Source organism: Pseudarthrobacter sp. PS3-L1 (assembly GCF_030063285.1).
Classification (GTDB): domain Bacteria; phylum Actinomycetota; class Actinomycetes; order Actinomycetales; family Micrococcaceae; genus Arthrobacter.
In genome coordinates this window covers 418413-443854 of record NZ_JASISU010000003.1, presented here as the reverse complement: position 1 = coordinate 443854, position 25442 = coordinate 418413, and the positions used below count along the sequence as shown (strand labels likewise).

At 61.5% G+C, this 25442-nt stretch carries 23 protein-coding genes; 14 read left to right on the top strand and 9 right to left on the bottom strand.

What is annotated here, in order from left to right:
- Positions 1-121: 121 nt before the first annotated feature.
- The gene (pucL, locus tag QMG79_RS09975) at positions 122-1030 is read right to left on the bottom strand and encodes a factor-independent urate hydroxylase (RefSeq protein WP_283538434.1); all 909 of its coding nucleotides are present in this window, start codon (positions 1028-1030) and stop codon (positions 122-124) included.
- Positions 1031-1637: 607 nt separating this feature from the next.
- A complete protein-coding gene (locus tag QMG79_RS09970; protein WP_283538433.1) occupies positions 1638-2141 on the bottom strand; it encodes a DUF6328 family protein in 504 nt (167 codons plus the stop codon).
- Between the two features lie 460 nt (positions 2142-2601).
- Between QMG79_RS09970 and QMG79_RS09965 the strand changes: the two genes are divergently transcribed.
- The 5 genes from QMG79_RS09965 (at position 2602) to QMG79_RS09945 (ending at position 9794) form a co-directional block, all read left to right on the top strand.
- The gene (locus QMG79_RS09965) at positions 2602-3105 is read left to right on the top strand and encodes a nucleoside deaminase (RefSeq protein WP_283538432.1); all 504 of its coding nucleotides are present in this window, start codon (positions 2602-2604) and stop codon (positions 3103-3105) included.
- A 191-nt stretch (positions 3106-3296) separates the two neighbouring features.
- Entirely contained in the window at positions 3297-4484 is a 1188-nt protein-coding gene (locus tag QMG79_RS09960; protein WP_283538431.1) for an XdhC family protein, read from the top strand.
- A complete protein-coding gene (locus QMG79_RS09955) occupies positions 4475-5419 on the top strand; it encodes an FAD binding domain-containing protein (protein WP_283538430.1) in 945 nt (314 codons plus the stop codon). Before QMG79_RS09960 ends, QMG79_RS09955 begins: the two co-directional genes overlap by 10 nt.
- Positions 5420-5421: 2 nt before the next feature.
- Positions 5422-8310, top strand: coding sequence for a molybdopterin-dependent oxidoreductase (locus tag QMG79_RS09950; protein WP_283538429.1), 2889 nt, complete (start codon positions 5422-5424; stop codon positions 8308-8310).
- Positions 8311-8414: 104 nt separating this feature from the next.
- Positions 8415-9794 carry an LssY C-terminal domain-containing protein gene (locus QMG79_RS09945; protein WP_283538428.1) on the top strand — a complete coding sequence of 460 codons (1380 nt, stop codon included), beginning with the start codon at positions 8415-8417 and terminating at the stop codon, positions 9792-9794.
- Between the two features lie 352 nt (positions 9795-10146).
- Here QMG79_RS09945 and QMG79_RS09940 read toward each other — a convergent pair whose 3' ends face one another.
- Positions 10147-11346 (bottom strand): MFS transporter, encoded by a 1200-nt coding sequence (locus tag QMG79_RS09940; RefSeq protein ID WP_283538427.1) that lies wholly within the window; start codon positions 11344-11346, stop codon positions 10147-10149.
- Between the two features lie 180 nt (positions 11347-11526).
- Between QMG79_RS09940 and QMG79_RS09935 the strand changes: the two genes are divergently transcribed.
- Positions 11527-12441 carry a helix-turn-helix domain-containing protein gene (locus QMG79_RS09935; RefSeq protein ID WP_283538426.1) on the top strand — a complete coding sequence of 305 codons (915 nt, stop codon included), beginning with the start codon at positions 11527-11529 and terminating at the stop codon, positions 12439-12441.
- A gap of 58 nt (positions 12442-12499) precedes the next feature.
- Here the strand turns inward: QMG79_RS09935 and QMG79_RS09930 are convergent, their stop codons facing one another.
- Both QMG79_RS09930 and QMG79_RS09925 read right to left on the bottom strand, forming a co-directional pair.
- Positions 12500-13630 carry an EAL domain-containing protein gene (locus tag QMG79_RS09930; RefSeq protein ID WP_283538425.1) on the bottom strand — a complete coding sequence of 377 codons (1131 nt, stop codon included), beginning with the start codon at positions 13628-13630 and terminating at the stop codon, positions 12500-12502.
- A gap of 35 nt (positions 13631-13665) precedes the next feature.
- A complete protein-coding gene (locus QMG79_RS09925; protein ID WP_283538424.1) occupies positions 13666-13842 on the bottom strand; it encodes a DUF1059 domain-containing protein in 177 nt (58 codons plus the stop codon).
- A 321-nt stretch (positions 13843-14163) separates the two neighbouring features.
- Here QMG79_RS09925 and QMG79_RS09920 point away from each other — a divergent pair, with 321 nt between their 5' ends.
- From QMG79_RS09920 to QMG79_RS09905, 4 genes are all read left to right on the top strand, one after another.
- Positions 14164-15747: an NCS1 family nucleobase:cation symporter-1 gene (locus QMG79_RS09920; RefSeq protein WP_283538706.1), complete on the top strand. Its 1584-nt coding sequence runs from the start codon at positions 14164-14166 to the stop codon at positions 15745-15747.
- Positions 15748-15823: 76 nt separating this feature from the next.
- On the top strand, positions 15824-16555 hold the full coding sequence (locus QMG79_RS09915; protein WP_283538423.1) for an aspartate/glutamate racemase family protein: 732 nt from the start codon (positions 15824-15826) through the stop codon (positions 16553-16555).
- A 57-nt stretch (positions 16556-16612) separates the two neighbouring features.
- Positions 16613-17377 carry an SDR family oxidoreductase gene (locus QMG79_RS09910; protein WP_283538422.1) on the top strand — a complete coding sequence of 255 codons (765 nt, stop codon included), beginning with the start codon at positions 16613-16615 and terminating at the stop codon, positions 17375-17377.
- A gap of 161 nt (positions 17378-17538) precedes the next feature.
- Complete coding sequence (locus tag QMG79_RS09905; RefSeq protein ID WP_283538421.1) at positions 17539-18054, top strand: hypothetical protein; 516 nt, start codon at positions 17539-17541, stop codon at positions 18052-18054.
- Here the strand turns inward: QMG79_RS09905 and uraH are convergent.
- Positions 18051-18392, bottom strand: coding sequence for a hydroxyisourate hydrolase (gene uraH, locus QMG79_RS09900; protein WP_283538420.1), 342 nt, complete (start codon positions 18390-18392; stop codon positions 18051-18053). The genes QMG79_RS09905 and uraH overlap by 4 nt on opposite strands.
- Positions 18389-18886: a 2-oxo-4-hydroxy-4-carboxy-5-ureidoimidazoline decarboxylase gene (uraD, locus tag QMG79_RS09895; RefSeq protein ID WP_283538419.1), complete on the bottom strand. Its 498-nt coding sequence runs from the start codon at positions 18884-18886 to the stop codon at positions 18389-18391. Before uraD ends, uraH begins: the two co-directional genes overlap by 4 nt.
- Positions 18887-19078: 192 nt before the next feature.
- Here uraD and QMG79_RS09890 point away from each other — a divergent pair, with 192 nt between their 5' ends.
- The 4 genes from QMG79_RS09890 to QMG79_RS09875 all read left to right on the top strand — a co-directional run bounded on the left by QMG79_RS09890 (position 19079) and on the right by QMG79_RS09875 (position 22448).
- The gene (locus tag QMG79_RS09890) at positions 19079-19900 is read left to right on the top strand and encodes an HAD family hydrolase (RefSeq protein WP_283538418.1); all 822 of its coding nucleotides are present in this window, start codon (positions 19079-19081) and stop codon (positions 19898-19900) included.
- A gap of 121 nt (positions 19901-20021) precedes the next feature.
- Positions 20022-20270: a hypothetical protein gene (locus QMG79_RS09885; protein WP_283538417.1), complete on the top strand. Its 249-nt coding sequence runs from the start codon at positions 20022-20024 to the stop codon at positions 20268-20270.
- Between the two features lie 225 nt (positions 20271-20495).
- A complete protein-coding gene (locus QMG79_RS09880) occupies positions 20496-21536 on the top strand; it encodes an NAD(P)-dependent alcohol dehydrogenase (RefSeq protein WP_283538416.1) in 1041 nt (346 codons plus the stop codon).
- A gap of 111 nt (positions 21537-21647) precedes the next feature.
- Positions 21648-22448, top strand: a complete 801-nt coding sequence (locus QMG79_RS09875; protein WP_502934726.1) for a glycerophosphodiester phosphodiesterase family protein — start codon at positions 21648-21650, stop codon at positions 22446-22448.
- Here QMG79_RS09875 and QMG79_RS09870 read toward each other — a convergent pair.
- Positions 22445-23518, bottom strand: a complete 1074-nt coding sequence (locus tag QMG79_RS09870) for an EAL domain-containing protein (RefSeq protein ID WP_283538414.1) — start codon at positions 23516-23518, stop codon at positions 22445-22447. The two genes, QMG79_RS09875 and QMG79_RS09870, sit on opposite strands and share 4 nt — an antisense overlap.
- Before the next feature lie 149 nt (positions 23519-23667).
- Positions 23668-25326, bottom strand: a complete 1659-nt coding sequence (locus tag QMG79_RS09865) for a sensor histidine kinase (RefSeq protein ID WP_283538413.1) — start codon at positions 25324-25326, stop codon at positions 23668-23670.
- Positions 25327-25442: the final 116 nt, after the last annotated feature.

The window sequence follows — 25442 nt, the reverse complement described above, 5'->3', positions numbered from 1 at the left end:
TCTGGCTGATACGTGACTGTGTGCCGTCGTCGGGAACATCAAGACGGCGATCATGTGCGCTACGCACGGCACAGCGGGCGGGCGGACCCGTAGGGACGGGCCCTCCCGGGCTGCTAGGGGTTCAGCAGAACCCGGCAATACCTGACCAGGCGTTGTCGGCCGGAACGGCGTCTTCGCGCAGGACCGTGGCCTCGATAAGGCCATATGGCCTGTCGGCAGCGAAGAAGACCTCGTTGGGGTTGTCCAGGCCGAACGGCGCCAGGTCAACAAGGAAATGGTGCTTGTTGGGCATCGAAAACTTGATCTCGTCGATCTCCGGGTGGGCTTCGAGGACCTTGGTGCCCATGTCAAACAGCGTCTGCTGCAGGGCGTGGGAGTAGTTCTCGGTGAATCCCTCCAATAGGAGTCCCTTGACGTCGTCGTAATTCTTGTTGAAGTCGAGGGTGGAGAAATCGGTGCCGGCTTTGAATCGCCAGCGTGCCGTGACGTCGGTGGCAAGAATCCGGTCCGTCGTCTCCTGCAGGGTGGTGTATTTTTCCCGCGGGAAGCCGACAAACCCGGATTCGGTTGTTTTCAGGACGGTGAGGTCCTGGAGGCCCGAAATGAGGTGTTCGTGTTCTCCCTCGCGAACCAAAACCGCTGTGCGGATTTCCTGGCCATTGCGGACAAACGAGTGGTTGTGCCCTTCGCCATGGGCCTGGATCCTGTCCCAACTGTAGGCTTCGGCTGCCCAGCGTCCACCCGTGACCCAGTCGAAGCTGGCGGTAAAGTGTTCGCCCAGCCTCAGCAGGAATGCTTCGGGTGAGCCAATTCCCTCCCTCGCCAGTGCGTAGACGGTATTTTTCTGCGTGTCCGTTGCGACCACGTGGGCGTTGTCGCCTTCGAGGTGGGCTGCGTCGAAGTCACCGCGAAGCTGCGACGTGACGTTGAGATCTTCGATGTGGTGGCGCTCAGTGTCACGGGTGACTTTGACCACCCGAACTTCTGCTTTGCCGTACTGGTTGTGGCCGAGGATGATCTTGCTGCTCATGGTCAGGTTCCCAACTTCTGGTGTGTGGGATAAACGTCCCACACAGAAATTAAGCGCGTGTTTCCCACGCGTTTCTTGTGCTGCCGACCCAACAAAAAATGAGCCGACATCGATAGATGTCAGCTCATTACGACCCTGCCTGCTGCTCCCAGGTTTCATGGACTATGTCCACGAGATGAACAACAGATTAGCTCAGACTTTTCGTGGTGTACATCACTTCCCGAATTCACGGATTGTGACAGGGGTTACTTTTTGCGACCTGCGGGGTCCGTGGCGGCGCAGGCATCTACACGGCTTGCCTACCCTCGTTGGGTGGCTTACTCTTTCCACTGAGCAATAATATATTTCCGCAATGCAATAACTTATCGCTGAGACACATGTCGAAATGAGGCCAAGCCGTGAAACCTGCACCACCACCCGTGCCGTCCGAACCATGTCCAGCAAGAGAACACCCTGCGGTTCCACAGCCGTTTTATGTGCCGCCGGGGGGCGGTACGGATCCAGATTTCCATGTGCCGGCGGACGTTGAGCGAACTCCGGGACTGTTCGCACGGCTGCTTCACCGCCGCCGCTAGTCCCACCCACGGGCTGGTTGGCGTCCTGGGTGCTAGTCGGTATGGACCACTGACCCTCGTGCCAAGGCCAGTGGATAAAAGAACCACACGACAGCGGCCGCAGTCAGCAGTGCAGCAAAAACAATCACGCCAGCGCTACGCCCCACCACGACGTCGAAGACCAGTGCAGACGCGCCGGCAGCCAGGAGCGCTGTGCCAACCAGTGCTGCATGGACGATCACTGCGCTACGACGAACGAGCTCACGCTTCAACCGTCGGTGAAAGAGCGAGCGGTGCAGGCTGATGGGCGCGAGGAGCAGGACGGTCATTACCCCCGCCAGAAGTACCAGGATCAAGTAAGCGATGCGCTGGGTTTCATCAAGCTCACCGAATCGTGGCTGGAACGGAATGGTGAAGAGGAAGGCCACCAGGATTTGTGTGCCGGTCTGCATCACGCGGAGCTCCTGCAGCAATTCATTCCAGTTCCGGTCCGCTTGTTCCTCGCGGGTTTCCCGTCTGCCGTCATGTGCCATCGCGTCGTTGTGGTTCTCACTCATGGTCCACCCCTTGATGATGCGCCGGCGGGTGTGGGATGCCTGCAGCGTCAACTCCAGTCTCGCATTCCCGCAGCACTTTTTAGCTGATGATCCCGGAATGCGACCAGCGCCCAAGGGTGCGTGAGGTGGCAATGGGAGGTTCGGGTTGTAGTGGATGACGCAGCTGTGGTGATTCTCTAGCGGTTCAGGGTGGTGGCGAAGAGGTGTGAGACATCGGAAACATAGATTTCACATGGCGAAATTAACTTTCCGAAGAATGTGGCGCGTATCACCTTCCGGTGCTAGTGTCGTTTTTGCCAAAGGCGAGCACCCGAACCCGGGAGGCTATCTACCAGGCGCACTGAACCTTAAACATGCATCTGCAGAAGCCTGGTAAAGACCGCACTGGACTGCCCTCCCCTGCGGCGGGAACCGAGCACTCCCCGGATTTGCCGGCTTCCGCACGTCAAGGGAGTCGCACATGAGTACCACCGTGTCAGCAGAATCAGCACAGGAATTTCTTACCCGGGCCATCGAACTGGCTACTGCCAACGTACGTAACAGCGGAGGGCCCTTTGGTGCCGTCGTCGTCATTGCCGAAGGCCAGGCGTTCGACGGGGTCAATCGCGTCACAGCCACGAACGACCCCACGGCCCACGCTGAAGTTAATGCCATCCGGGCCGCCTGCACAGCGCTTGGTACTTTCGACCTCAGCGGAGCCACGCTCTACGCGAGCTGTGAGCCCTGCCCCATGTGTCTGGCGTCCGCCCTTTGGGCCAGGGTGGAAAAAGTAGTCTTTGCCGCAGACAGGTATGACGCAGCGTCTGTTGGGTTCGATGATGCAGCCTTCTATGAATACTTCGAGAACAGCAACCGGGACGCGCTCATGCCCGTCAGCCGCCTTGTCCTCCGTGATCTGGCGGCTCCTCCGGTACTCCAGCCTTTCACTACCTGGAATACGCTCGAATCACGGATTGACTACTAGGCCCGGTGACTGGAGTGACAATCCCGAAGCCCGCGCAGTCGCCATCCCCTGGCCCGTCACCACGCCAGTCCTCTCGGGGCAATGATGATGGCACAGATACGTGAGATCGAGTTCGCCAGGGTTGCAGTTGTCCTGCCTGCCTTCCTGGCTCACTCTGCCCGGGGACCGCTCAACGTGCTGATGGACGCCTGATGCTGGACCTGATGCCTGCGCTCCTTTCCTGGTACCCCGTGGCCTCGGGCCAGCGATGCGCGGTGGCTACAGTGGTTGCTGCCAGTGGCTCTGTTCCACGTCCCGTCGGAACGTCGATGCTGGTCTCAGAGCTGGGTGACACGTTGGGCAGCCTGTCCGGTGGGTGCGTTGAAGGCGCAGTGGTGGGGATGGCGTTGGAAACCATTGAGGACGGTGCCACCCGGCAGGAGAGATTCGGTTACACAGCGGCTGACTCATTCGCCGTCGGACTCACCTGCGGTGGAGTGCTGGACGTGCATATTGCTCCGCTCCATCTGCCCGCGGACCGGAGTCTTCTCGGGGGGACCGCGACGGCGGAGCGCGGGATGGCGCTCATCAGACGTTTGGATGGCCGTGGGCGGCGCGTGGTTCCAGTTGGGAATCCAATGGTATTTGAGCCACGGGAATCCCCGAACCTGCTGGACCTGCTAGACGGTAGGCCCGAACTCGTGCTGGCCGCGACGACCCAGCTGGTGCCGCTACTGCGGGCGGGCGGAACGGAAATCCTGCGGCTGGCCAATCAGGATGCCTGCCATGGAGTAGGTGGCGAAAGTCCCGACCAGGAGAAGCCGGAACCGGTGACCCTGCTCGTCCAGAGCCAGCTGCCCAAGCCCAGGATGCTGATTTTTGGTGCCAATGATTTTGGTGCTGCGCTCTTGCCGTTGGGCATGCATCTTGGCTATCACGTGACCCTCTGTGATGCACGGCCAGCGTTCCTGGCCCAGGACCGCTTTGCTGCCGCGGACCAGCAACGCGGCGACTGGCCGCATCGCTACCTGGCGGCAGAGGCCACAGCTGGTCGCCTGGATACACGAACCGTTGTCTGCGTGCTCTCCCATGATCCAAAGTTCGACATCCCGCTGCTGAATCTGGCGCTGCGCCTTGACCTGGCCTACGTCGGGGCTATCGGCTCACGCCAAAGCCAGTTCCAGAGAGCCGCCCACTTGGCGGATGCCGGAACGAGCACGGCTGAGGTGGCCCGGCTCCACTCACCGATAGGCCTTGACCTTGGCGCTGTTACACCAGCCGAAGTGGCAATCTCCATTGCGGCCGAAATCGTGGCCACACGGCTGGCCGGCAAGCCGGCACGAGGCCGCCTCAAGGATGGGTATGGCCCGATCCATCAACAGGAGTTTTTATGGACCTGACCACTGTTGACACCGTCATCCACACCCAGGATCCTGCGCTTTTCCGTCCTGGCGATGCCTGGCTGGCCGGTGGTACCGTGCTGTTCTCCTATGGCAGTTACGCCTTTGGCCCCGCACCCCTGCAGCGGCTGCTTGACCTCACGGGGGCGGGTTGGACGCCCATCAGCGTCACGGATGCCGGCCTGGAGATCGCAGCAACGTGTACGGTAGCCGAGCTCTATGCGCTGCCGGCCCTCCTGGCCGACCGGACCCAGGAATGGCCTGCCCTGAGTCTCATCCGTGCCTGCTGCGACTCTTTTGTGGCCTCTTTCAAAATCTGGAACGTCTCCACGGTGGGCGGTAATATCTGCACGGGACTGCCGGCAGGGCCCATGACGTCCCTTCTTGCTGGCCTGGGTGCGCAGGCCCTGATTCTGGGTCCCTGTGGAGCGCGCCGTACCGTCCCAGTGGCGGAGGTTGTGATTGGCGACTCGAGGACATGCCTGGCAGCTGGCGAACTGCTGCGCAGCGTCAGTGTCCCGGCGTCTGCCCTGATGTCGAGAGTGGCGTTCCGTCGCCTGTCACTGAGCAATTTGGGACGCTCCGGCGTGCTGGTGATCGGGCGGTCCGACGACGGCGGTGCAGCTCTGGTGCTGACTGTCACTGCCGCAACCAAACGGCCGGTCCAGCTGCGCTTTGCGGGGCACCCCACCGCTGGTGAGCTTCGGTCAGCTCTCGTTGAGGCGATACCTGCGGAGCTGTATCACGACGATGTCCATGGCCACCCCGACTGGCGCAGGGATATGACGTACCGCGTGTCGGAAGAAATCCGTGCGGAACTTGAGGCTGGCGCCACGGCAGGTGTCACTGTTTCGGGTGACTTCTGGCCGCCAGTTGCCCTCCAAGGACCCGGCGACGATACCCCCTGGGTACTGCCTACAGAAAAGGACGCCTAAGCATGGGAATTGTTATTAACGGCCGGGACTCAGGGGTCACACCGTTGCCGGGTCAGTGCCTGCGGACTTTCCTGCGCGACCAGGGGAACCTGGGAGTCAAGAAGGGCTGCGATGGCGGAGATTGCGGCGCATGCACGGTCCACGTTGACGGTACCCCCGTGCACAGCTGCCTGTACCCGGCCGTGCGGGCCGAGGGAAGGAACATCACCACTATTGAGGGATTGGCCGCAGCTGCCGCCTCTGTTCCCGTCGTCGCACCTGGGTTCCTGGCCGCATCAGCTGACCGGGATGCCGTCCTTGATGCAGGGCTGCATCGCGTCCAACAGCAATTCCTTGATCATCAGGGCTTTCAGTGCGGGTTCTGCACCGCCGGAATGGTGATGACGGCCGCAACATTCAATGACGGGCAGCGCGCCAATCTAGCGCGCAACCTCAAGGGCAATCTCTGCCGATGCACGGGATACCGGGCCATCGGGGATGCAATCCGCGCACATATGCCTCAAGGGGAATATGTGGATACCGAGGCGGGTTCTGAGGTGCAGCCCGCTGTCGTGCTTGATCGCGGCCAGGTTGGTGACGATGTCCCGGCGCCGGCGGGACGGGACATCGTCACTGGCGTAGCCCGCTACTCCTTGGACGTCCCGGCAGGGGAGTACCCGGGACTGCTACACCTGACACTTGTTCGTTCCCCACATGCCCACGCAGAGATTGTCGCCGTCGATGCCACAGCGGCACTACAGATTCCCGGTGTCGTTGCAGTCTTCACCCACCACGACGCACCAGAGCAACTCTTCTCCACCGCGCAGCACGAACTCTTCACTGACGATCCGGACGACACCCGTGTCCTTGACAACGTTGTGCGCTTTGTCGGTCAACGGGTGGCTGCGGTTGTGGCTGAGACCGTGGGGGCAGCAGTGCAGGGTGCGCGGGCTGTCCGGGTGGAGTACCGCGAACTGCCCGCGGTGTTCACTCCGGCGGCTGCCGTCGCACCTGGGGCGCCAGCATTGCATGGAACCAAAGATTCCCTGACCGCGCGGATTGCACACCCGGAGCGGAACATCGTGGCGGAGCTGCATTCCGCAGTGGGTGATGTCGAGGCTGCTTTCGCGGATGCCGACGTCGTCCACGAACGTACCTATCAAACCCAGCGCGTGCAGCATACGGCGCTGGAAACCCATGCTGCAATTGCCACGGTGGACGGAGCTGGACGTTTGCAGGTACGGACGTCCAGCCAGGTGCCGTTCCTGGTCCGGCGGACGCTCTGCCGGATTTTCGACCTGCCCCAGGACCAGGTCCGCGTGGTTACTGGCCGCGTTGGTGGCGGATTCGGTGGCAAGCAGGAGGTTCTGACCGAGGATATTGTGGTGCTTGCCGCGATGAAACTGGGCCGGCCCGTCCAGCTCGAATTTACCCGGACAGAACAGCTCACGGCCTCCACGGTCAGGCATCCCTTCACCATCAGGCTCAAAGCTGCAGCCAGCAGTGCGGGGGACCTGACAGGCCTCCTGCTTGATGTCCAGACCGACACCGGCGCCTATGGAAACCACGCGCCAGGCGTCATGTTCCACAGCTGTGGCGAGTCACTGGCCGTGTATAAGTGCGCCAACAAAAAGGTTGATGCGCAGGCCGTCTATACCAATAGCATTCCCTCCGGGGCTTTTCGTGGGTATGGGCTGAGTCAGATGATTTTTGCCATCGAGTCCGCCATGGATGAGCTGGCCGCTGCCCTTGGCATGGACCCCCTGGAATTCAGGCGGAGGAACATGGTGCGGGAGGGCGATGATATGGTCTCCACGCATGCGGAGCCCGAACCTGATGTCCACTATGGAAGCTATGGCCTGGACCAGTGCCTGGACCTGGTGCAGGACGCATTGGAACGTGGCGGGAAACGGTACCGCGACGCTGGTCTCGATGACCTGGGCCCACCATGGGTCACCGGCATTGGCACAGCCCTGTCTATGATCGACACCGTGCCGCCCCGGGGGCACTTCGCACACGTAAAGGTACGCCTGCTCCCGGATGGAACTTTCGGGGCCGACGTCGGCACCGCAGAATTCGGTAACGGCACCACCACCGTGCATGCGCAGTTGGCGGCCTCGGCATTGGGAAGTACCGCGGACAGGGTAGCGGTTCGGCAGTCCGATACGGAGCTCGTGGAGCACGATACAGGCGCCTTTGGATCCGCTGGAACTGTTGTGGCGGGAAAGGCGACGCTTGCTGCGGCCCAAGAGTTAGCAGTCCGGATCCGGGCTTTCGCCGCCGGTATCCGGCAGGTGCAGGTTGCGGGCTGTCTCCTGACGGCCGATGCCGTGATGTGCGAGGGAACCCGAGTCCCGCTGGCGGAGCTGTTTGCAGCAGCCCGGACTGCCGGCGTCGACCTTTCAGCAGAAGGGCGCTGGGGCGGCACTCCGCGATCAGTCGCTTTCAACGTGCAGGGCTTCCGGGTGGCGGTCAATAGGGCAACGGGGGAACTGAAGATCCTGCAGAGTGTCCAGGCTGCCGATGCGGGTGTAGTCATCAACCCACGGCAGTGTCGGGGGCAGATCGAGGGCGGCATTGCCCAGGCTATCGGAGCTGCGCTTTATGAGGAGGTAGTGGTGGACGACGCCGGGAGGGTCACCACTGACATCCTGCGTCACTACCACATTCCCACCTACGCTGACGTTCCCCGCAGTGAGGTGTACTTTGCGCAGACTGATGACACGATGGGGCCGCTAGGAGCCAAATCCATGAGTGAGAGTCCGTTCAATCCGGTTGCACCGGCGTTGGCTAACGCCATCCGCAACGCTACTGGAGTGCGATTTGCGCAACTGCCCCTCTCGCGGGACCGAATTTACTTGGGGCTACTCGATGCGGGCCTGGTTCCGGAGCCCTACGAAGCGGAAGCGTGATTTCCGACGTCGTTGGAACTCCATGCCTCTCGTTCCACAGTTGCTGCCTGCTTTCCCAGGCCCCGGACAGCGGTACTGTGTGGGCATGACGGGGAACCAAGGAAATGGATGAGGACACGGCGCCAGGTAAGACGGAACCAGGCCAGGCGGACGGCGACCTGGCGGGTGTCTCCGAAACAGTAGAGGACGCGGCTGCGGAGACCCTGGCCGACCGCGTTTTCTTCGTCTTCAGTGGGTTGAGTTCGGTCTGGTTCGCCATTGTCCTGTTCCAGGCGAGTCTTGGCTGGCGCCATGTCTGGTTCCTGGTGGTCTTCTGGGCTGCGCTTGCATACCTTGTCCTGCCGCGCCTGCATAGAATCTTCACCCGGATCTACTTGCCTGATTACTTCATTGGCCGGTCCAGGACCAGCGATGGGTTGCTGGGCGACCCGGTCAATGTGGCATTCCTGGGTAGCGCACCGCAGGTCCACACGGCAATGTCCACTTCCCAATGGACATTGGCGGATCCCGTGACGCTGGCCTCGAGTTGGCATATTGTGAGCTCCACGCTGACCCAAAGGAGCTACGACGAGGCGCCGGTGAGTCCGCTATTCCTCTTCAGCAGGCAACAGGACTTCGCCTACCAGCAGGAAGTGGACGGAAACCCCGGCAAACGCCACCACATCCGGTTCTGGAAAGCACCACCCGGGTGGCTGCTGCCCGGTGGGATCCCCGTGGACTGGTTGGCCGCTGGCACCTACGACCGCGCCGTAGGTTTTTCCCTCTTCACCTTGCAGATCACCCACAAGATCGAAGCCAGCATCGACGTGGAACGGGACTACGTGGTGCAGTCCGTGCTGGCGGCGGCGCCGGAATCGTCGTTGACCCTCATCCGGGATTTCTCCACGGGATATCACTCCCGCAATGGGGGAGGGGACAGTATCGTTACCGACGGTGATCTTCCCATCGTGGACCTATCGGCGCTCAAGGCCGGTGGCGGCCCAGCCATGGCCCAGCCGGCCCAGAAGAAAAGACGTCCGCTACCCACGCTGCTTGGCGGAATCATGGTCCTGGGGCGCGGCATGTCGTCACTTGTCCTTGCCGCGACATTCATGGCGCTCTCCACCGATGAACCTGCCATGATTCAGGCATTCGGTGATTCCGTGGCAGGCCTGGATCTGCGGACTGTCATCATCCCGGGGGCCGTTGGGCTGGCGGTTTTTGCCGTGGCGGAATTCACTGTGGCTTGGTTCATTTTCAGGGGTGGAAACCGTGCCCGGGTAGTGGCCATGACGCTAGGGGCGGGGTCCATCGTGGTGCAGTTCTCCAACGTCCTCAGCGGTGGCGATGCGATTTCTTTCAACACCACGCTGGTGAGTTTTTCATTGGACATCCTGCTGATCCTGGCGCTGTCCAGCGAAAGGTCCAGGACTTTTGCGCGCCGTCAGACCGGGAGCCTGCGGCATCCGAAGCCCCTGAAGCCGGTGCTTTCCGGAAATCAATAGTCCGTTCTCACGGGAGCAACCATCGACTCCCATCTTCAGAATCCGTCCGCCATCACGTTCGCGAGTCAGTTCACGACTGTCACTTTAACTTCGCCCTTGGCCAGCTCGTTGAGTTGCTCGCGCGGGGCGATGTAGGAGCCTGGACAGAGTGGAGTCCGGCGAGCTTCCACCGTGGCTGCCGGCTCGCGTTGTTGCTGCGGAGCTGCATCCGCTTGAGACGGGCAGGAGCGCAGTAGCAGTAGCGATGGTCATGGACTGCCGCACGGGGTTTCTTTCTTGATCCGGCATGCCGGTGATGGTGAGGATTGGCGGCGTCAAGAAGTGCCGCAGTGAGGTTTGCCCGGTGCACGGTTCACCGCCCCGCTGGGAAGCCGGTCCGTCGGGCCAAGGCCGCGACAGCAAGGGCCACCAAGGCCAGCGCCACCATGAACAAGGGGAGGACAAGTCCGCTCCCGCCGCTGATGAGGACCGCGCCGATGAGTCCCGCGCCGAAAATAGCCAGATTAAACGAGACACCCAGGAGCCCGTTAGCAACATCTGCGTTCTCACCGCTGGCTTCTCCGATTGCGGTCTGCAGCTGGGCAGCCGCGCCACCGAAGGCCAGGCCCCAAAGGGCAATAGCGGAGATGATGGCAACAGTGGACCCATTGCCCACAATGAAAACGACGCCAGCAACGGCAAAAAGTGCAATGCTGACGAGGACAAGGACACGCAGTGCCCGGTCCACGAATAATCCAGTGAGCCAGATGCCGCCGAGGGCTGCAACGCCAAACAGGATTAGGGACACGTCCACTGAAAGGCCCGTGTTGGCGCTGCGCAGGTATGCGGATATGTACGTGTACATGGTGTTGTGTGCGAGCATCCAGGCGACGACAACTGCCAGGATCACGGCGATGCCAGGCAGTGCGGCCACGCGGAGCAGCGGAGCCTGGGTCTCGGCCGGTTGTCCAGCTGCGGGTGGAACAAAAAAAATAACCAGCGCTATGGCCGCAGTGGTCAGGATGGAAAGAGCGCCAAAGGACCAGCGCCAATCCAGCGCTGTTCCCAGCCACGAACCAAAAGGCGTTCCTACCGCCAGGCCGATGGGCGTTCCGAGCGAAGCAATCGAGAGGGCTCGCCCAGCAAGCTGGGGGGCAGTAATGCGCCTGGCGTATCCGGCCAGCATGCCCCAGAGCAGTCCCGAGCAGGCGCCAGCCACGAACCGCGTGGCCAGGGACAGGACAATGTTTTCTGATAAGGCAGTGATGGAATTGGCTGCGAGGAACACGCTGAGACTGAAAATGAGCAGTGGTTTCCGGCTCATGCCACGGGTGAGGGTGATGGCCGGAATGGTCACCAGTACGGTGCCGAGGGCATAGGCGCGGACGTACAGACCCACGGCGCCTTCAGTGATGTCCATGCCTGATGCGATCTGTGGAAGGAGGCCAGCAGGCATGGTCTCCGTCGCGATCAGGATGAATCCGGCGAGTGCCATGATCAGCAGTGGGCCCCACGGGAACCCACCTGTTCCCAGGCTCGCGTCTGGTGTTCTGGTGGAGGGTGAGGTGCTCATGTGGCCATTCGCTTGGTTGTCGTGATGGTGGAGCGGAACCAAGAGGCGGCAGTGATTTTCTCGCCCTCCTGATGCCGCATGGAAAAGTCAATCACTGCCGCCTGAAGGGAGGAATACTACCTTGGAAGGTGTACTGACAGTGCATGGTCCGGCGAGGGAATGCGCCGTACGGTAAAGAGCATGGACAACACGAAAGAGGTCAAGAACTTCCTCGTTTCCCGAAGGTCGCGGATCTCACCCGAGCAGGCTGGCTTGCCCTCCGGATCCCAACGCCGGGTACCCGGGCTCCGGCGCACGGAGGTGGCCTCACTGGCTGATATCAGCGTCGAGTATTACGCGAAGCTGGAACGCGGGAATCTGTCAGGTGTTTCTGAATCTGTCCTGTACGCCGTGGCGCGGGCGCTTCAACTGGACCCGGCCGAGACTGCCCATCTCTTTGACCTTGCCAAGGCCGCAAGTTCCTCTCTGATGCGGCGCACCAAGAGGGACGCGAAAAAAGCAGAGGTTCGGGCGGGGCTGCAGCAGACCCTCGACGCGATCAGCAACGGCCCTGCGATTGTCCGCAACGGGCGGATGGACCTCATTGCTGCCAATGCCTTGGGCAGGGCGCTGTATTCGGAAATGTACAGGGATGCGCAGCGGACCCCGAACTTCGCCCGCTACACCTTCCTTGATCGTCAGCGCGCCGAGAATTTCTACCCGGACTGGAACGGGGCAGCTGATGTTGCGGTGGCCATCATGCGGACCGAGGCTGGCCGGGATCCCCACGATCGCGATCTGCAGGACCTGGTGGGAGAACTCTCGACGTGCAGTGACGAGTTCCGGGAACGGTGGGCCAAACATAACGTCAGGCTGCATGCGGCGGGAACAAAAACGTTTGGGCACCCTGTTGTTGGAAACCTTGAGCTCACCTATGAGGCTCTGGACCTCAATGCTGACAGCGGACTGAACCTCACCATCTACACTGCTGCCGCTGGCTCGCCATCGGAAGTTGGCCTGCGGCTGCTCTCGAGTTGGGCGGCAACACAGGAGGCTGCCACTGTCCACACGTCCGTCGCGGCCCAGCGGCCTGAGCCGTCCAGTGCGGAGTCCTAGTTCGCTGCGATGTTACCTTCTGGCCGGCAGGGCGGGCTCATTCGAATCCACGGCGTGCCTAGGACTGTGGATCGAAATTGGCGGCTGTGGTCAACGCAGTGATCATCCGCTCCAGCCGTGCAATGCCAGCGAACCGGCCAGCGTTGTCAGTCACCAAAAGCGGATGGAACCGGCTAGACGCCGGGCGGGTCATGGCCCGGTCCAGGGCCTGGGCGATCGGCGTATCCAGATTTGCACGCATTCCCGGGCTGACAACACCCAGCCCGGCACCCGATGCGTCCAGGAGAGCTTCGGGCCTGCCGTTCGCGGACATCAGAACTACGACGTCGAGCCCTTGGTCTGCTAGAAAAGCCTTTTGTGCCCGTGGGGTGCTCTCTGCCGTTGTTGCAGATTCCACCAGGTCCCGCAGGATCTGGGGATGCTTTGCCAGCGGCCTCGATGCGAGCCGGTGGGCGACATCCACGTCTAGTGTGGCCCATGCCGGGGCAGGGCGCGCCAGGAAATAGCCCTGGAGCAGCGGAACTCCCAGGGACGCCAGGGCATCGAGCTCCTGGGCTGTTTCCACACCTTCGGCAAGGATCCACGCATCCACCTGGCTTGCAAACATTCCGAGCATCCTAATCAGGGCGCGTTTTGCTTCGTCGCGGTCCACCCCCTGAACCAGCTCGCGGTCAATCTTGATAAGCGAGGGCCTAATGGAGAGCAGGTGTCGGAGGCCCGCGTAGCCGGCCCCGGCGTCGTCGACCGCGATCAGCGCCCCAGCCGCACGGAGGCTGTTGAGATCCGGCTCCAGATCGACATAAGACTCTATGGGCATCTGTTCCGTCAGTTCAACGACGATGCCCCCGAGGTCGCTGTGCTCTCGCCAAACGGAACGAACGTCCTCGGTTCCAAGAAGATCAGGTGAGACATTCACGGCCATGAAGCAGTTGGTCGGGAGGGACGGGCGAAACGCCAGCGCGCGCCGCAGTGCCGCCGCTTCCAACTGGGCAGCCAGTGAGTGCCGCCGCGCGGCCGCAAACCAAGCTTCTGGATTTTTCTCGCCAAAGCCTGGAAATCGTGCCAGGGCTTCGTAGCCGACAACTGTGCCCCGAGCGGTATCGACAATCGGCTGGAACGACGCTGCCATGCCCTCTCCGCTGCACGCGGTGTGGAGGTTGATCAACCATTGTGCGTCGGACTCCGGCACCCTTACGGACGAAGGGGCGGTCTCGTTCCCAGGCGTCAAGAAACGGTAGTGATTGAGCCTCTGACGGAGGCGCTCAGTTCCTCGGAAATGCTGTGAAGACCGTGGGCAGACACTGCATGCCCGGCTACCGCGCTGAGAATCTCATCTTCCGTGCTGCAAACCCACTGTGCTTCACAGCCGGGAACTACGTCGCCACATGCAAAAGCCTTCATCGAATTTCCCTCTATTTTGTTGAGTAGAAGCTCAGGATACTGCCTCATTACTTGTTGATTCAAGTTAGTCCACAAGGCCATTGGCCCCTGGTGAAGGGGCGCAGACCACGGATTCTTTCGACCCCCGGGAGGAGTTGCAGATCGACTACCCGGGTGCACCCCGGGGCTAGCGTCGCTAACCAATTGTGACCGGTGCTGCGGATACATCCCTTGACCAAAAGTGACCTGAATCATATATTTGTTCCACTCTTCAATATACAAATTTCGCAATGTGGAATTGGGGCACGGCGAAACAACAGGATTTTCGAATCGGAGCACATGATGCAGAGAACCCCATCAGTCCGCGGGACTGACATGCCAGAACCCCGGGATGCCCAGCAGCCCGTACCGCCAGAACTTGTACTGCATCCCGCAGCCGGCAACGATGCCCTCTGCGATGCAGCCAGCAGGACGTCGGGACAGCCCATCAGCCCTTCTCTCTACAACGTAGACCTGGCTCCTACCAAGCGGCAGGGTCGCCGCTGGACCGGCTACAGCATTTTCACCCTGTGGGCCAACGACGTGCACAGCCTAGGAAATTACGCCTTTGCTATTGGTCTGTTTTCCCTGGGCCTCGGCGGGTGGCAGATTCTTGTGGCACTGGGGATTGGTGCCGTGCTGCTCTTTGCACTGCTCAGCTTCTCTGGATTCATGGGCGAAAAAACAGGTGTTCCGTTTCCCGTGATGAGCCGCATCAGCTTCGGCATCCGGGGCGCACAGCTTGCCAGCCTCCTGCGTGGTGCGGTGGCTGTGGCCTGGTTCGGGATCCAGACCTTCCTCGCCTCCGTGGTGCTGCGGGTCCTCCTGGTGGCTGTAGCTCCATCGCTGCGTGAACTGGACAGCAACTCCATCCTGGGGCTTTCCTCGCTTGGCTGGATGGCATTTGGGGCGCTCTGGATTGTGCAGTTGGTCATTGTCAGCTTCGGGATGGAGATGATTCGCAAGTACGAGGCCTTTGCCGGCCCCATCATCTTGGTCACGATGGTCCTCCTGGCGGTCTGGATCTTCGTCGAAGCCCAAGGGCAGATTCAGTGGTCCGGGATCAGGGGCCTGGAGACCGGTGAGATGTGGCGCACCATCTTTGCCGGCGGTGCACTGTGGGTTGCGATCTACGGAACATTCGTTCTGAACTTCTGTGACTTCACGCGGTCTGCAGTGTCCAAAAAGTCAGTGGTCAGGGGAAACTTCTGGGGTATTCCGGTCAATATGCTGCTCTTTGGCGCCATCGTGGTGGTCCTTGCCGGCGGCCAGTACAAGATCAACGGAACCGTCATCGAATCGCCGTCTGACATTGTGGCCAGCATTCCCAACACTCTCTTTTTGGTCCTTGCATGCCTGGCAATCCTGATCTTGACGGTGGCAGTGAATCTGATGGCCAACTTCGTAGCTCCCGTGTACGCGCTGACCAACCTCTTTCCCAAGCACCTGGACTTCCGCAAGGCCGCCTGGATCAGTGGCACCATCGGACTGCTCATCCTGCCCTGGAACCTTTACAACAACCCCATCGTGATCGTCTACTTCCTGGGCGGCCTTGGCGCCCTGCTGGGACCGCTCTTCGGTGTGGTGATGGCCGACTATTGGCTCCTCCGTCGCGGAAAAGTCAACGTTCCCGAGCTGTACAGCGATCAGCCGGGCGGTGCTTACTTCTACCGGCGCGGCGTCAACCCCAAAGCAATTGCGGCATTGATTCCAGCCTCGATCCTTTCGCTCGGCGTGGCATTCGTTCCGGCATTCGCCGCGGTGGCACCCTTTGCCTGGTTTATTGGGGCAGGTGTAGCAGCGTTGACCTACTTCCTGATTTCTGATCGGCGCCAGCAGTTTGACGACGTGGACGGCGAATCGATAGCTGTTGCGAGTACACACTGACGTCCCATCAGCACCAAGATTCTTCAGCACCGTGACATCCAGCACCAGTTCAGCCAGCACGACCGGAGGGAAATTCATGCGCATCCTCGTTGTCAACGTCAACACCACTGCTTCAATGACCGCTTCCATAGCCGCCCAGGCCCAAGCCATTGCGTCTGCAGGGACGGAAATCATCGGGCTGACACCGCGGTTCGGTGCGGACTCGTGCGAGGGAAACTTCGAGAGTTACCTCGCTGCCGTTGCCGTCATGGATGCCGTGGTGAATTATCCGGACCCGTTCGACGCCGTGATCCAGGCCGGCTATGGCGAACATGGACGCGAGGGACTCCAGGAACTCCTGGACGTGCCAGTCGTGGACATTACCGAAGCTGCGGCCAGCACGGCCATGTTCCTGGGCCATAAATATTCCGTAGTCACTACCCTGGATCGGACAGTGCCACTGATCGAGGACAGGTTGAAGTTGGCCGGTCTCCAGGAGCGGTGTGCCTCGGTTCGAGCCAGCGGTATGGCTGTCCTGGAGCTCGAGGAGGAGCCTGAGCGGGCCGTCGAGGCCATCATTGACCAGGCGCTCCGTGCTGTACGAGAAGACAAAGCGGAGGTGGTTGTGCTGGGTTGCGGCGGAATGGCTGGGCTCGATGAGCAGATTCGGCAACGGGCTGGCGTGCCTGTGGTGGACGGCGTTGCGTCGGCAGTCACTATCGCGGAGGCCCTGGTGCGCATGAACCTGAGCACTTCCAAGGTGCGGACCTATGCATCGCCGCGCCCCAAGACCGTCGTAGGCTGGCCACTCATCCTGCCCGGTAGCTGAGCGCCAGCCCTCGCGGGAAATCCGCGTTCGCACCCAATCCAGTCCACCAGGAGCATCATGACGACCACTGCATCCTTCCCCGGTCCCGTTGCCGTTATCACCGGAGCAGGCACCGGAATCGGCAGGGCCGTCGCACGACTGATGCTCGAGGAAGGATTTCGGGTCGTCCTGGCGGGGCGACGCGAAGAGCCGTTGCGTGAAGCGGCCGCTGGACACCCTGGGGCGCTAGTGGTGCCGTGCGATGTCAGCCAGGAGCCCGACGTCGACCGTCTCTTCAGGCACGCGATTGATGCATGGGGCCGCGTGGACGTCCTCTTTAACAATGCGGGCATCTTTGGGCCGACTGCCGCAGTCGATGAAATCAGCCCCAAGGATTGGAATGCTGTTCTGGCCGTGAATCTCACGGGCTCGATGCTATGTGCTGCGGCGGCGATGCGGACCATGAAAAGCCAGAGCCCGCAGGGTGGCCGGATCATCAACAACGGTTCTATTTCAGCCCACTCGCCCAGGCCCCGGAGTGTCGCCTACACAGTCACCAAGCACGCCATGACGGGATTGACCAAAAGTATCGACCTGGATGGCCGGGCCTACGGAATCTCGTGTGGGCAGATCGACATAGGCAATACCGCCACGGACATCATGAGCACTCTTGGTGTTGGCGATGGCGCGGTCCAGCCCGATGGCAGCCGCAAGGTTGAGCCGACGTTCCCCGTGAAGGACGCTGCCCAGGCGGTGCTGCTGATGGCCCAGATGCCGGCGTCGGCAAATGTCGGTTCTCTGGTGATTTCGGCCGCCGGGATGCCCTTCCAGGGGCGCGGCTAGGGGTCCACGATGGTGGATTCGCGGCAGCGGCGCTGAGTTCGCGGGGTGGGTCCAGCGACTTCGAGCCGATCCAGCTACCTCGGTGTATCAGGTGGATCCTGTAGCCTCATGAGCGCGCGGACACCAGGATCGGCGTCCCGCCCAAGAACACAGGATTACCCATGGAACAGCCCATTACGCCCGAGCAGCCCGAGCCAGCAGGGCGCAAGCCCGAACCAGCACAACCAGGTGTTCCCCAGGCCGGAGCGGCGTCTTTTGCGTCAACGCGGACACCTGGTGCCAGTAGCCCTGCGTCGCCCCTGTGGTCCCGCAGGCTCATCCTGATTGGCGCTGTCTGCATCCCCGTGGGGTTGCTAGGCGGCTCCTACGTGCTCCTGGTCCAGCTTGTCGCCGTGGCCGGTATTGCCATGATTGCAATGGGCATGTCCTACGGTGCGCAGCCGCCAGTGTTTTCCCGGTGGACCCGAGGGGTCGGGGCCCTGGGTGCACTTTGGGTACTCTTCACTGCGGGCTACCTGGTAGCCGTGATGGCTGCCGCTGACTTCAACATGGAGAGCGGCGCGTTGGTTCCTGTGCTCTACAACGGTGGCCTGGCCTGCGTTATCGCCATGGCGGTGGTGGCAGTGATTGCAATAAGCCGGCGCGCTGTGGCTCAGCGGCCGGTGCCCAAGCGCTAGCTTCCTCGGTAGCTCGAGAATGAAAACGGGCTCAGCAGGAGGGGGACGTGGTAGTGCGCCTGGTCGGCCTGCACTGAAAACGTCAGTACCACTTCCGGGAAGAACGTTTCGGTTCCCAGTGCGGCAAAGTAAGGGGCCGTTGCAAACTGCAGGCGGTAGGTACCCGTCTCAACTGCTTCCGGTCCCAGGTCCTTGACCCTGCCGTCTGCGTCGGTTGTGGAGGACCCGATGACCTCCCAGGCATTGCCTCGCTGCGCCAACAACTCGACGGAGACGCCGTGCGCCGGCGTGCCGGTGGTGGTATCCAGAATGTGCGTGGTGATGTGCGAGACGGTCATTGGCTCATGGCTCCTTCGAGGCGCAGCAGTGCGATCTGGCGCAGCTGCTCATGGATGATGGGTAATTCCTGTTCAGGTGTATTTTCCAGCCGCTCCAGCAGTGCTGCCAGGATCTCGGGTTTAGTACGGCCAGCCGCCCGTATCAGGAAGACCTGGCCGAACTTTTCCTCGTACACGCGGTTTCCCTCGGCCAGGGCGTCCACGGTTTCCGCGCTTGCGGCACCCAGGCTCTGCTGTTCCTGGGCCGAAAGCCTTGCTTCTGCCCCCGTTCCGGCGTGGCGCTCGCCAATGCGCGGGTGGTGTGCCAGCGCTGCGTCCACTTCCGCGGATGTGAAGGGATCCGCAGCTGTAGCCGCCGCGGCCAGAAGGGCTTCAGTCGATGGAAAGGGCCTGGCTGCCAGAATGTCTGCGATCCAGCGAGGGATGTCCAGGCAAGGGCGCAGGGCAGCAGTAGCCGCTTCGGGCGGGGCTGTATTGAACTCGGAAAGCAGCATGGGACGGGTCCTTGGCTTGGGCGAAATCTGCGGTGCTGTGGCGGGAACGCTGTCGGGGGACCTTTAGGCATGGTGCCAGCGTTCCATTAATACCGTTATGTGGAATTTATATTCCACATAACGCAATATTAGCGGGATGACCCCAGTGTCGGTCAAGTGTTTTGCGCTACATGTCCACCGTAGACTTGAGGCATGCGGTTGATAGCGAGCGACATTGACGGAACCATCCTTGGGCACGACGGGAAAATCAGCGAACGTACAATCCGGGCGTTTCATGCCTGCCGAGATGCAGGTATTGAAACTGTTTTTGTCACCGGGCGCCCACCGCGTTGGCTCCAGCCCCTCCGGGAGCAGATGGGCCATACGGGCACGGTGATCTGCTCCAATGGAGCCGTTGTGTGGAACCTTGAGGTGGACTCGGTGGTCTCTGCCCACGCCATGGAACTTGATCTTGTGCTTCGGGTCAGGGACATCATCAAGGAGCTGCGGCCCTCGGCGATCTTCGCTGCAGAGACACTGACAGGGCTGCACGTGGAGCCCGGATTTGTCGAGAATGACGAGAGTGGAATCCTGGCGGACATCACCCCCGCGCCGTTGGAAAAAACCCTCGGCCGCGATTCTGGCGTCCTGAAATTCCTGGCCGTGGTGCGGGAGGGCACCGCCGACGAATTCCTTGCCGCGGTGCGTCCCGCCGTCGGTGATCTCGCCTCAGTGACACATTCCACCCCGTCGGTGGCCATGCTGGAAATCGCGCTCCCGGGCATCAACAAGGCTGTGACGTTGGCGGCCTACGCCGATTCGCTGGGCATCGACGCACGTGATGTCTTCGCGTTCGGGGATATGCCCAATGACGTCGAGATGCTTCGCTGGGCAGGCCACGGATATGCGATGGCCAACGGCCACCCGGATGCGATCAGTGCTGCTGGGCAAAGCGCCCCGCACTTTGACGACGACGGCGTCGCGCAGGTGTTGGAGGGTAGGCTCGCGGAGCTGAACGCTGAAGCCACCGCCTGAGGACCTTCGAGGGATCTGGTTTTCACACCGTTTTCTCATGTTGCGCTCATTCCCCGTTCACTTTGTGATTTTAGGCTGGCAAGACAACCAAAGGTTGTGAAACGAGCCACAAGGGAGAGCCATGACCCGCAAAGTGATGTCCAGAAGAACCGAAACCACACTGCAGGCAGCCCACCCTGCGCCGCACTGGCACGACCTGCGTCGAGGCGAGCGGGTGCGGGTCCTCCTTTCCAAGGGATTCGAGGAAAGCGGAAGCATTTTTGACCTGACGCGCGACCATGCATCCGTGTGGGTAGACCTCGATGCTGGCCGCGGGCGGATTCTGCTTCACTGCACCGACGGAGTAGAGATCCTGGCCGAACAGGCCTGATCCGGGCCGCACGCTCCTGACCCCCAGCCGCCCCGTGGGAGCGGACCCTTCTACTCAGGAGTAGGCTTTAACACCTGGGTTCCCCCGATCCGGATGCTGAACCGCCGCCAGGAAGCTCCCTCCCTGGGATGTACCAGCGGTGCGTTGTTCAGCAGTGACTCCCTCCGCACATGCCAGCCATGGTTGTGTGGAAGGTGAAACACCAACAAACGCAGGAGTATTTACATGCTTACAGTTAAAGCGTACGCCGCAACAGACGCCACCGGACCGCTGGTTTCGACCACCGTCGAACGCCGCGATCTGGGACCGCATGACGTCCTGATTGACATCAAATTTGCAGGTATCTGCCACTCAGACATCCACACCGTCAAGGGTGACTGGGGACCGGCCCAGTACCCGCTGACCCCCGGACACGAAATCGCTGGCATTGTCACCGAAGTCGGCTCCGAGGTATCCCGCCACTCCGTGGGCGACCGCGTGGGCGTTGGCTGCATGGTCAACTCGTGCCGCGAATGCGTCAACTGCAAAAAGGGCGAAGAGCAGTACTGCCTCAAGGGCAACACGGGCACCTACGGCGCCGAGGACCGCGACGGGACCATCACCCAGGGCGGCTACTCCACCCACGTGGTAGTGACCGAAGACTTCGTTGTCTCCATTCCCGAGGGTATTGAGCTCGACGTCGCAGCACCCCTGCTGTGCGCCGGAATCACCACCTACTCGCCGCTGCACCACTGGGGCGCAGGCCCCGGCAAAAAGGTTGCCGTGGTTGGCCTCGGCGGCCTGGGACACATGGGCGTCAAGATTGCCCACGCCATGGGTGCAGAGGTCACTGTTCTCTCCCAGTCACTGAAGAAGCAGGAAGATGGACTGCGCCTCGGCGCCGACCACTACTACGCCACGAGCGACGAGAACACGTTCAAGGAACTCGCTGGCAGCTTCGACCTGATCATCAACACGGTCAGCGCCAAGATTGATATCAGCGCGTACCTCGGACTGCTGTCCCTGGACGGCGCCATGGTCAATGTGGGTGCCCCGGCAGAGCCACTGCCCGTGAACGCCTTCTCGCTGATCGCCGGCCGCCGGTCCTTCGCCGGATCCATGATCGGTGGCATCAAGGAAACACAGGAGATGCTGGACTTCTGTGCCGAGCACAAGCTGGGTGCAGAAATTGAGGTCATCTCTGCTGACCAGATCAACGAGGCATACGAGCGCGTCCTCGCCTCCGATGTCCGCTACCGCTTCGTGATCGATACGGCAACACTCTAGACGAAACACCTGGCTCCAAGGGCCCGGTGGTCGACCCCGCACAGCGCTGGCATTTGCCAGGGCAGTGCGGGGTCACTTGTATGTGGGGGTGTCAGCTTCGTACGGCTCGGTATGCTGGCGAACGTGACTGACTCTCTGCCGTACTTCGCTACCTCGCATCCGCTGGTCCTGGCCCACCGCGGTTTTTCCCTGACCGGTCTGGAGAACACCATGGCTGCGTTCCGTGCAGCCGTTGACCTCGGCTGCACGCATGTGGAGACGGATGCCCAGGCGACGGCCGACGGCGTGGTGCTGCTCTTCCACGATTCCACCCTCGATCGGGTGACGGGCAGCAGCGGCAAGATTTCCGCGCTCCCCGCCCGGGTGGTCGCACGTGCAAGGATTGGCGGCAGCCAGGCGATTCCCACCCTGGAAGAACTTGCCAGCAAGCTGCCGGACGTCCGGATCAACCTGGATGTCAAGGAATGGAACAGTGTTGCCCCTGTTGCTGGACTGATAGAGCGTTTGGGGCTGCATGACAGGGTATTGGTGGCAAGTTTCTCGGACCGCCGACGCCGTGCCGTTCAGAAACGCCTGAGCCGGCCGGTGGCAGGATCTGCCGGGGTCGTGGGCAACGCGCTTTTTGTCCTGCTGGCACCCGTTGTTCCGCAGCGATTCCGGGCCAGCGTCATGGCGCGCCTGCTACCCGGCGTTGATGCGTTGCAGATACCCGAACGTTTTGGACCGGTGCGGACCGCTACGCGCGGGCTGGTACACAGGGCTCACTCGTGCAATCTGCAAGTCCACGTGTGGACAGTCAATGAGCCTGTGGTGATGCACGCACTGCTGGACCTGGGGTTCGACGGGATTGTGACCGACCGTGCGGACCTGCTGATGGACGTGCTGCGCGAACGGGGCTCCCGAAAACGTTAGTTAAGGGCCAGTCCCGGAGCGGTGTCCTCAGCCGTTTTTTGGTGCGACGTTTCCTTGTCCGGGACAGTAGCTGGAGCCCAGGTGGCCCAGTCTTCAGGCCTGACCGTGGGCCGGCCCAGAAAGTAGCCCTGACCGCCGGTTACCCTGAGTCCCCGCAGTGCTGCGAGCTCAGTTGCTGTCTCGATGCCTTCGGCAATCAGGCTGGCACCCACGCGGTGGGCAAATGACACCATACCCGCAGCGAGAGCCTGCTGTTCGGGGTCATCTTCGAGATCAGTGATGATGTTCCGGCCGATTTTGATGTAGTCAGGGTTCAGCTGGACCATCCGACTCATCGCACCCAGGGAGGCGCTGGATTCGTCCACTGCGACCCTGAGGCCTCTGGCACGCAGGGGGGCAACGATGGTGATGAACGCCATGTAGTCAGATTCGGAGATGTTCTCGGTGAGATCCAAGACGATCCGGTTGAGAGGCATCGATGTAGCTTCGAGGAGCTCCGGAAGCCTTGCATCAAGGCAGGATTCCGGAGAGAGGTTGATCGAAACGTACAGCTCTCCAGGAAGTTGCTCGGCAGTGACAAGTGCTGATCCCAGTGCCGAAAACTCGAGTTCAATGCCACGTCCCAGGGACGCGGCTTCGGCGAACCAGAGGTCCGCGGTTGCTCCGTCATCGCTCACAAATCTTGACAGCGCTTCGACGCCCTGCACGGAGTTGGTGTCGAGGTCGAAGATCGGCTGGAAAGCTGTCATCAGCATCCGCTGGTGCAAGAGCTCGCTGATCCGTTGGTTGCGGTCCACCTCGCTGAGGGCCTCGGGGGCACCTGCGTCCTCGGATGCGGCAGATGGTGCTGCCCAGCTGGTGTCCTGCGGCTTTGCGAGGGGCACACCGGGAAGATCCGTGGCGCCACTGAGCCGGCTTTCCTGCATATGGAGGAAAAGGGCGCGCTCGGGCTCTGTGGGAAACTGGGCCAGCAGCGTGCACAGCTGCTCCCGGTTTGCGGCCAAGGCGGGATCGTTATCCGCCAGGACGGAAGCCACAATGCCCCATGCTTGCTCTCGAACAGACGACATACTACCCCTGGTATTTTAAGGTGGTGCTCTCCCCGCGACGATGCACCGGAGAACTCCTGATACTACAGTTATCTCCTATTCTACGCATGGTAGTGCTTATGCCGCCTTGAATCGTTACAGGGACTGCAACCAGGGGCAGCTGCGAATGGCTACTCGGGTGGCTCAAAAGGGAGGCGCACCCGGACCTGCGTTCCCTTGCCCAGCGTTGAAGTCACGGAGATGTCCCCGCCATGGCCGCGGACGATTCCCTCGCAGATGGCCAAGCCAAGGCCGCTGCCGGGCACGGCGCCGTTCATGGCATTGGATGCCCGGTAAAAACGGGTAAAGACCTCGGGGAGCTCTTCCGGGGGAATTCCCACACCGGAGTCAATCACCCGGATTTCCACCGCCGGCCCGCCGTCGGGAATTCGTCCCGCCATCCCCAGCCGGGGTAACTGGCTGGTGACGTGGATGCTACCGCCGGTGGGAGTGAACTTGATCGCGTTGGAGACAATGTTGGTAAACAGCCGCTGCAACTGGACCTCGTCACCCGGGATTTCTACGTCAAGGGTTTCGTCCGTGTAGGAGATGGTCACACCCTGCTGCTCTGCGAGCGGTCGAAGGGCAAGGGTAACCAGTTGTAGGGTGCGGCCAAGGTTCAGGGGAGCGGACGTGATGTGATTGCCCTCAGGCGCGGAGTTTGACGCCCCCAGCATGTTGCCAACCAGGTCGCTCAGCCGGGTTGCGTTGCGGGAGATGATGTCCAGCATTCGGTGCACGTCCACGGAGAGTGGGCCGGCACTCCCGTCCTGGAGAAGGTCCAGGTAGGCCACGATTGACGTCAGCGGTGTGCGAAGTTCATGGTTGACGGTCGACAGGAAGTCCAATTTGGCCTGGTCCAACTGCCGCAGTCGCTGGAGTACTTCCTGCTGCCGTGCAATGAGGTGGCTCTGGAGGAGGCTGTACGCCGCATTTCCCACCACGTGCTGGACAAGGCCAAGTTCTGTGGCTCCCCAGTGCCCGTGGGAGCCCAGGGGCGCGATCTGCAGGATGCCCAGGGCGGAACTGCCCTCACCAACAGGTACCAGCAGAGTTGGGCCGCCAGGTGTGAAACCCGAACGTGCGGACGGAAGAATTCCCGGAGGGAGGAGCCGTGCGTGATCCTGGTGACCAGTGTTTTGGTCTCCGCCACCAAGGAGGACTTCGGCATTTTCCCACAATTGATCGGAGAGAGCCTTCAGCGGCGCGCGGTCTTTCCAGGCCTGGGCGGGCAACGTGCGGCCAGCGGGGCGGATCCATTCGGCATCGAGGGCGCCGATTCGCTGGTCCGCAAAGATGACGAGGCGTACATGGTCTGCTTCAAAGCACTCAGAAAGCCCCCGCACCAAGGTATCTGCGATCTGCTGCGCATCATTGGTAGAGCGCATGCTTGCCGTGACAGAGCGGATACCCTCGCGGAGAGTTGCAGCACGTTCGCGGACTGCCAGCCGTTCGGCATTGCGTGCGATCAGAGCCGTGGCCCGCATGGCGAGCTCTCCCGGTGCGGCCGCCGCGGTCGTGTAGTCGGCAACGATGTGCTGGGCGGTGATGGAATCAGCGGCATCGGCCATCAGGAGTACCGGAACGCTGGTAGAAATACTCGCCAGAGCTGAATCTGCCACCAGGATGTGGTGTGTCCCCTCGGAGAGCAGCATGGCGAGGGACGCAGACTCGGCGGCAACTTCGACGGCAAACCCTGCCTGGCGGAGAATACCTGCTGTGGCTGCCCTGCGTTTCGGATCGTGGTCAGCGACGATGGCGCTGTGGCGAATGTCGATTGCTTGTTTCATGATTATGGCAGAGCACCCCTTAGTTCCCACGTGTGTTCATTGTATGGTGTCGCCCACCACGCCTCCCCTCGTGTGAAGCTGCTGCTGAGGGAAGCTGCTGGGATGTGCCGCCCGAC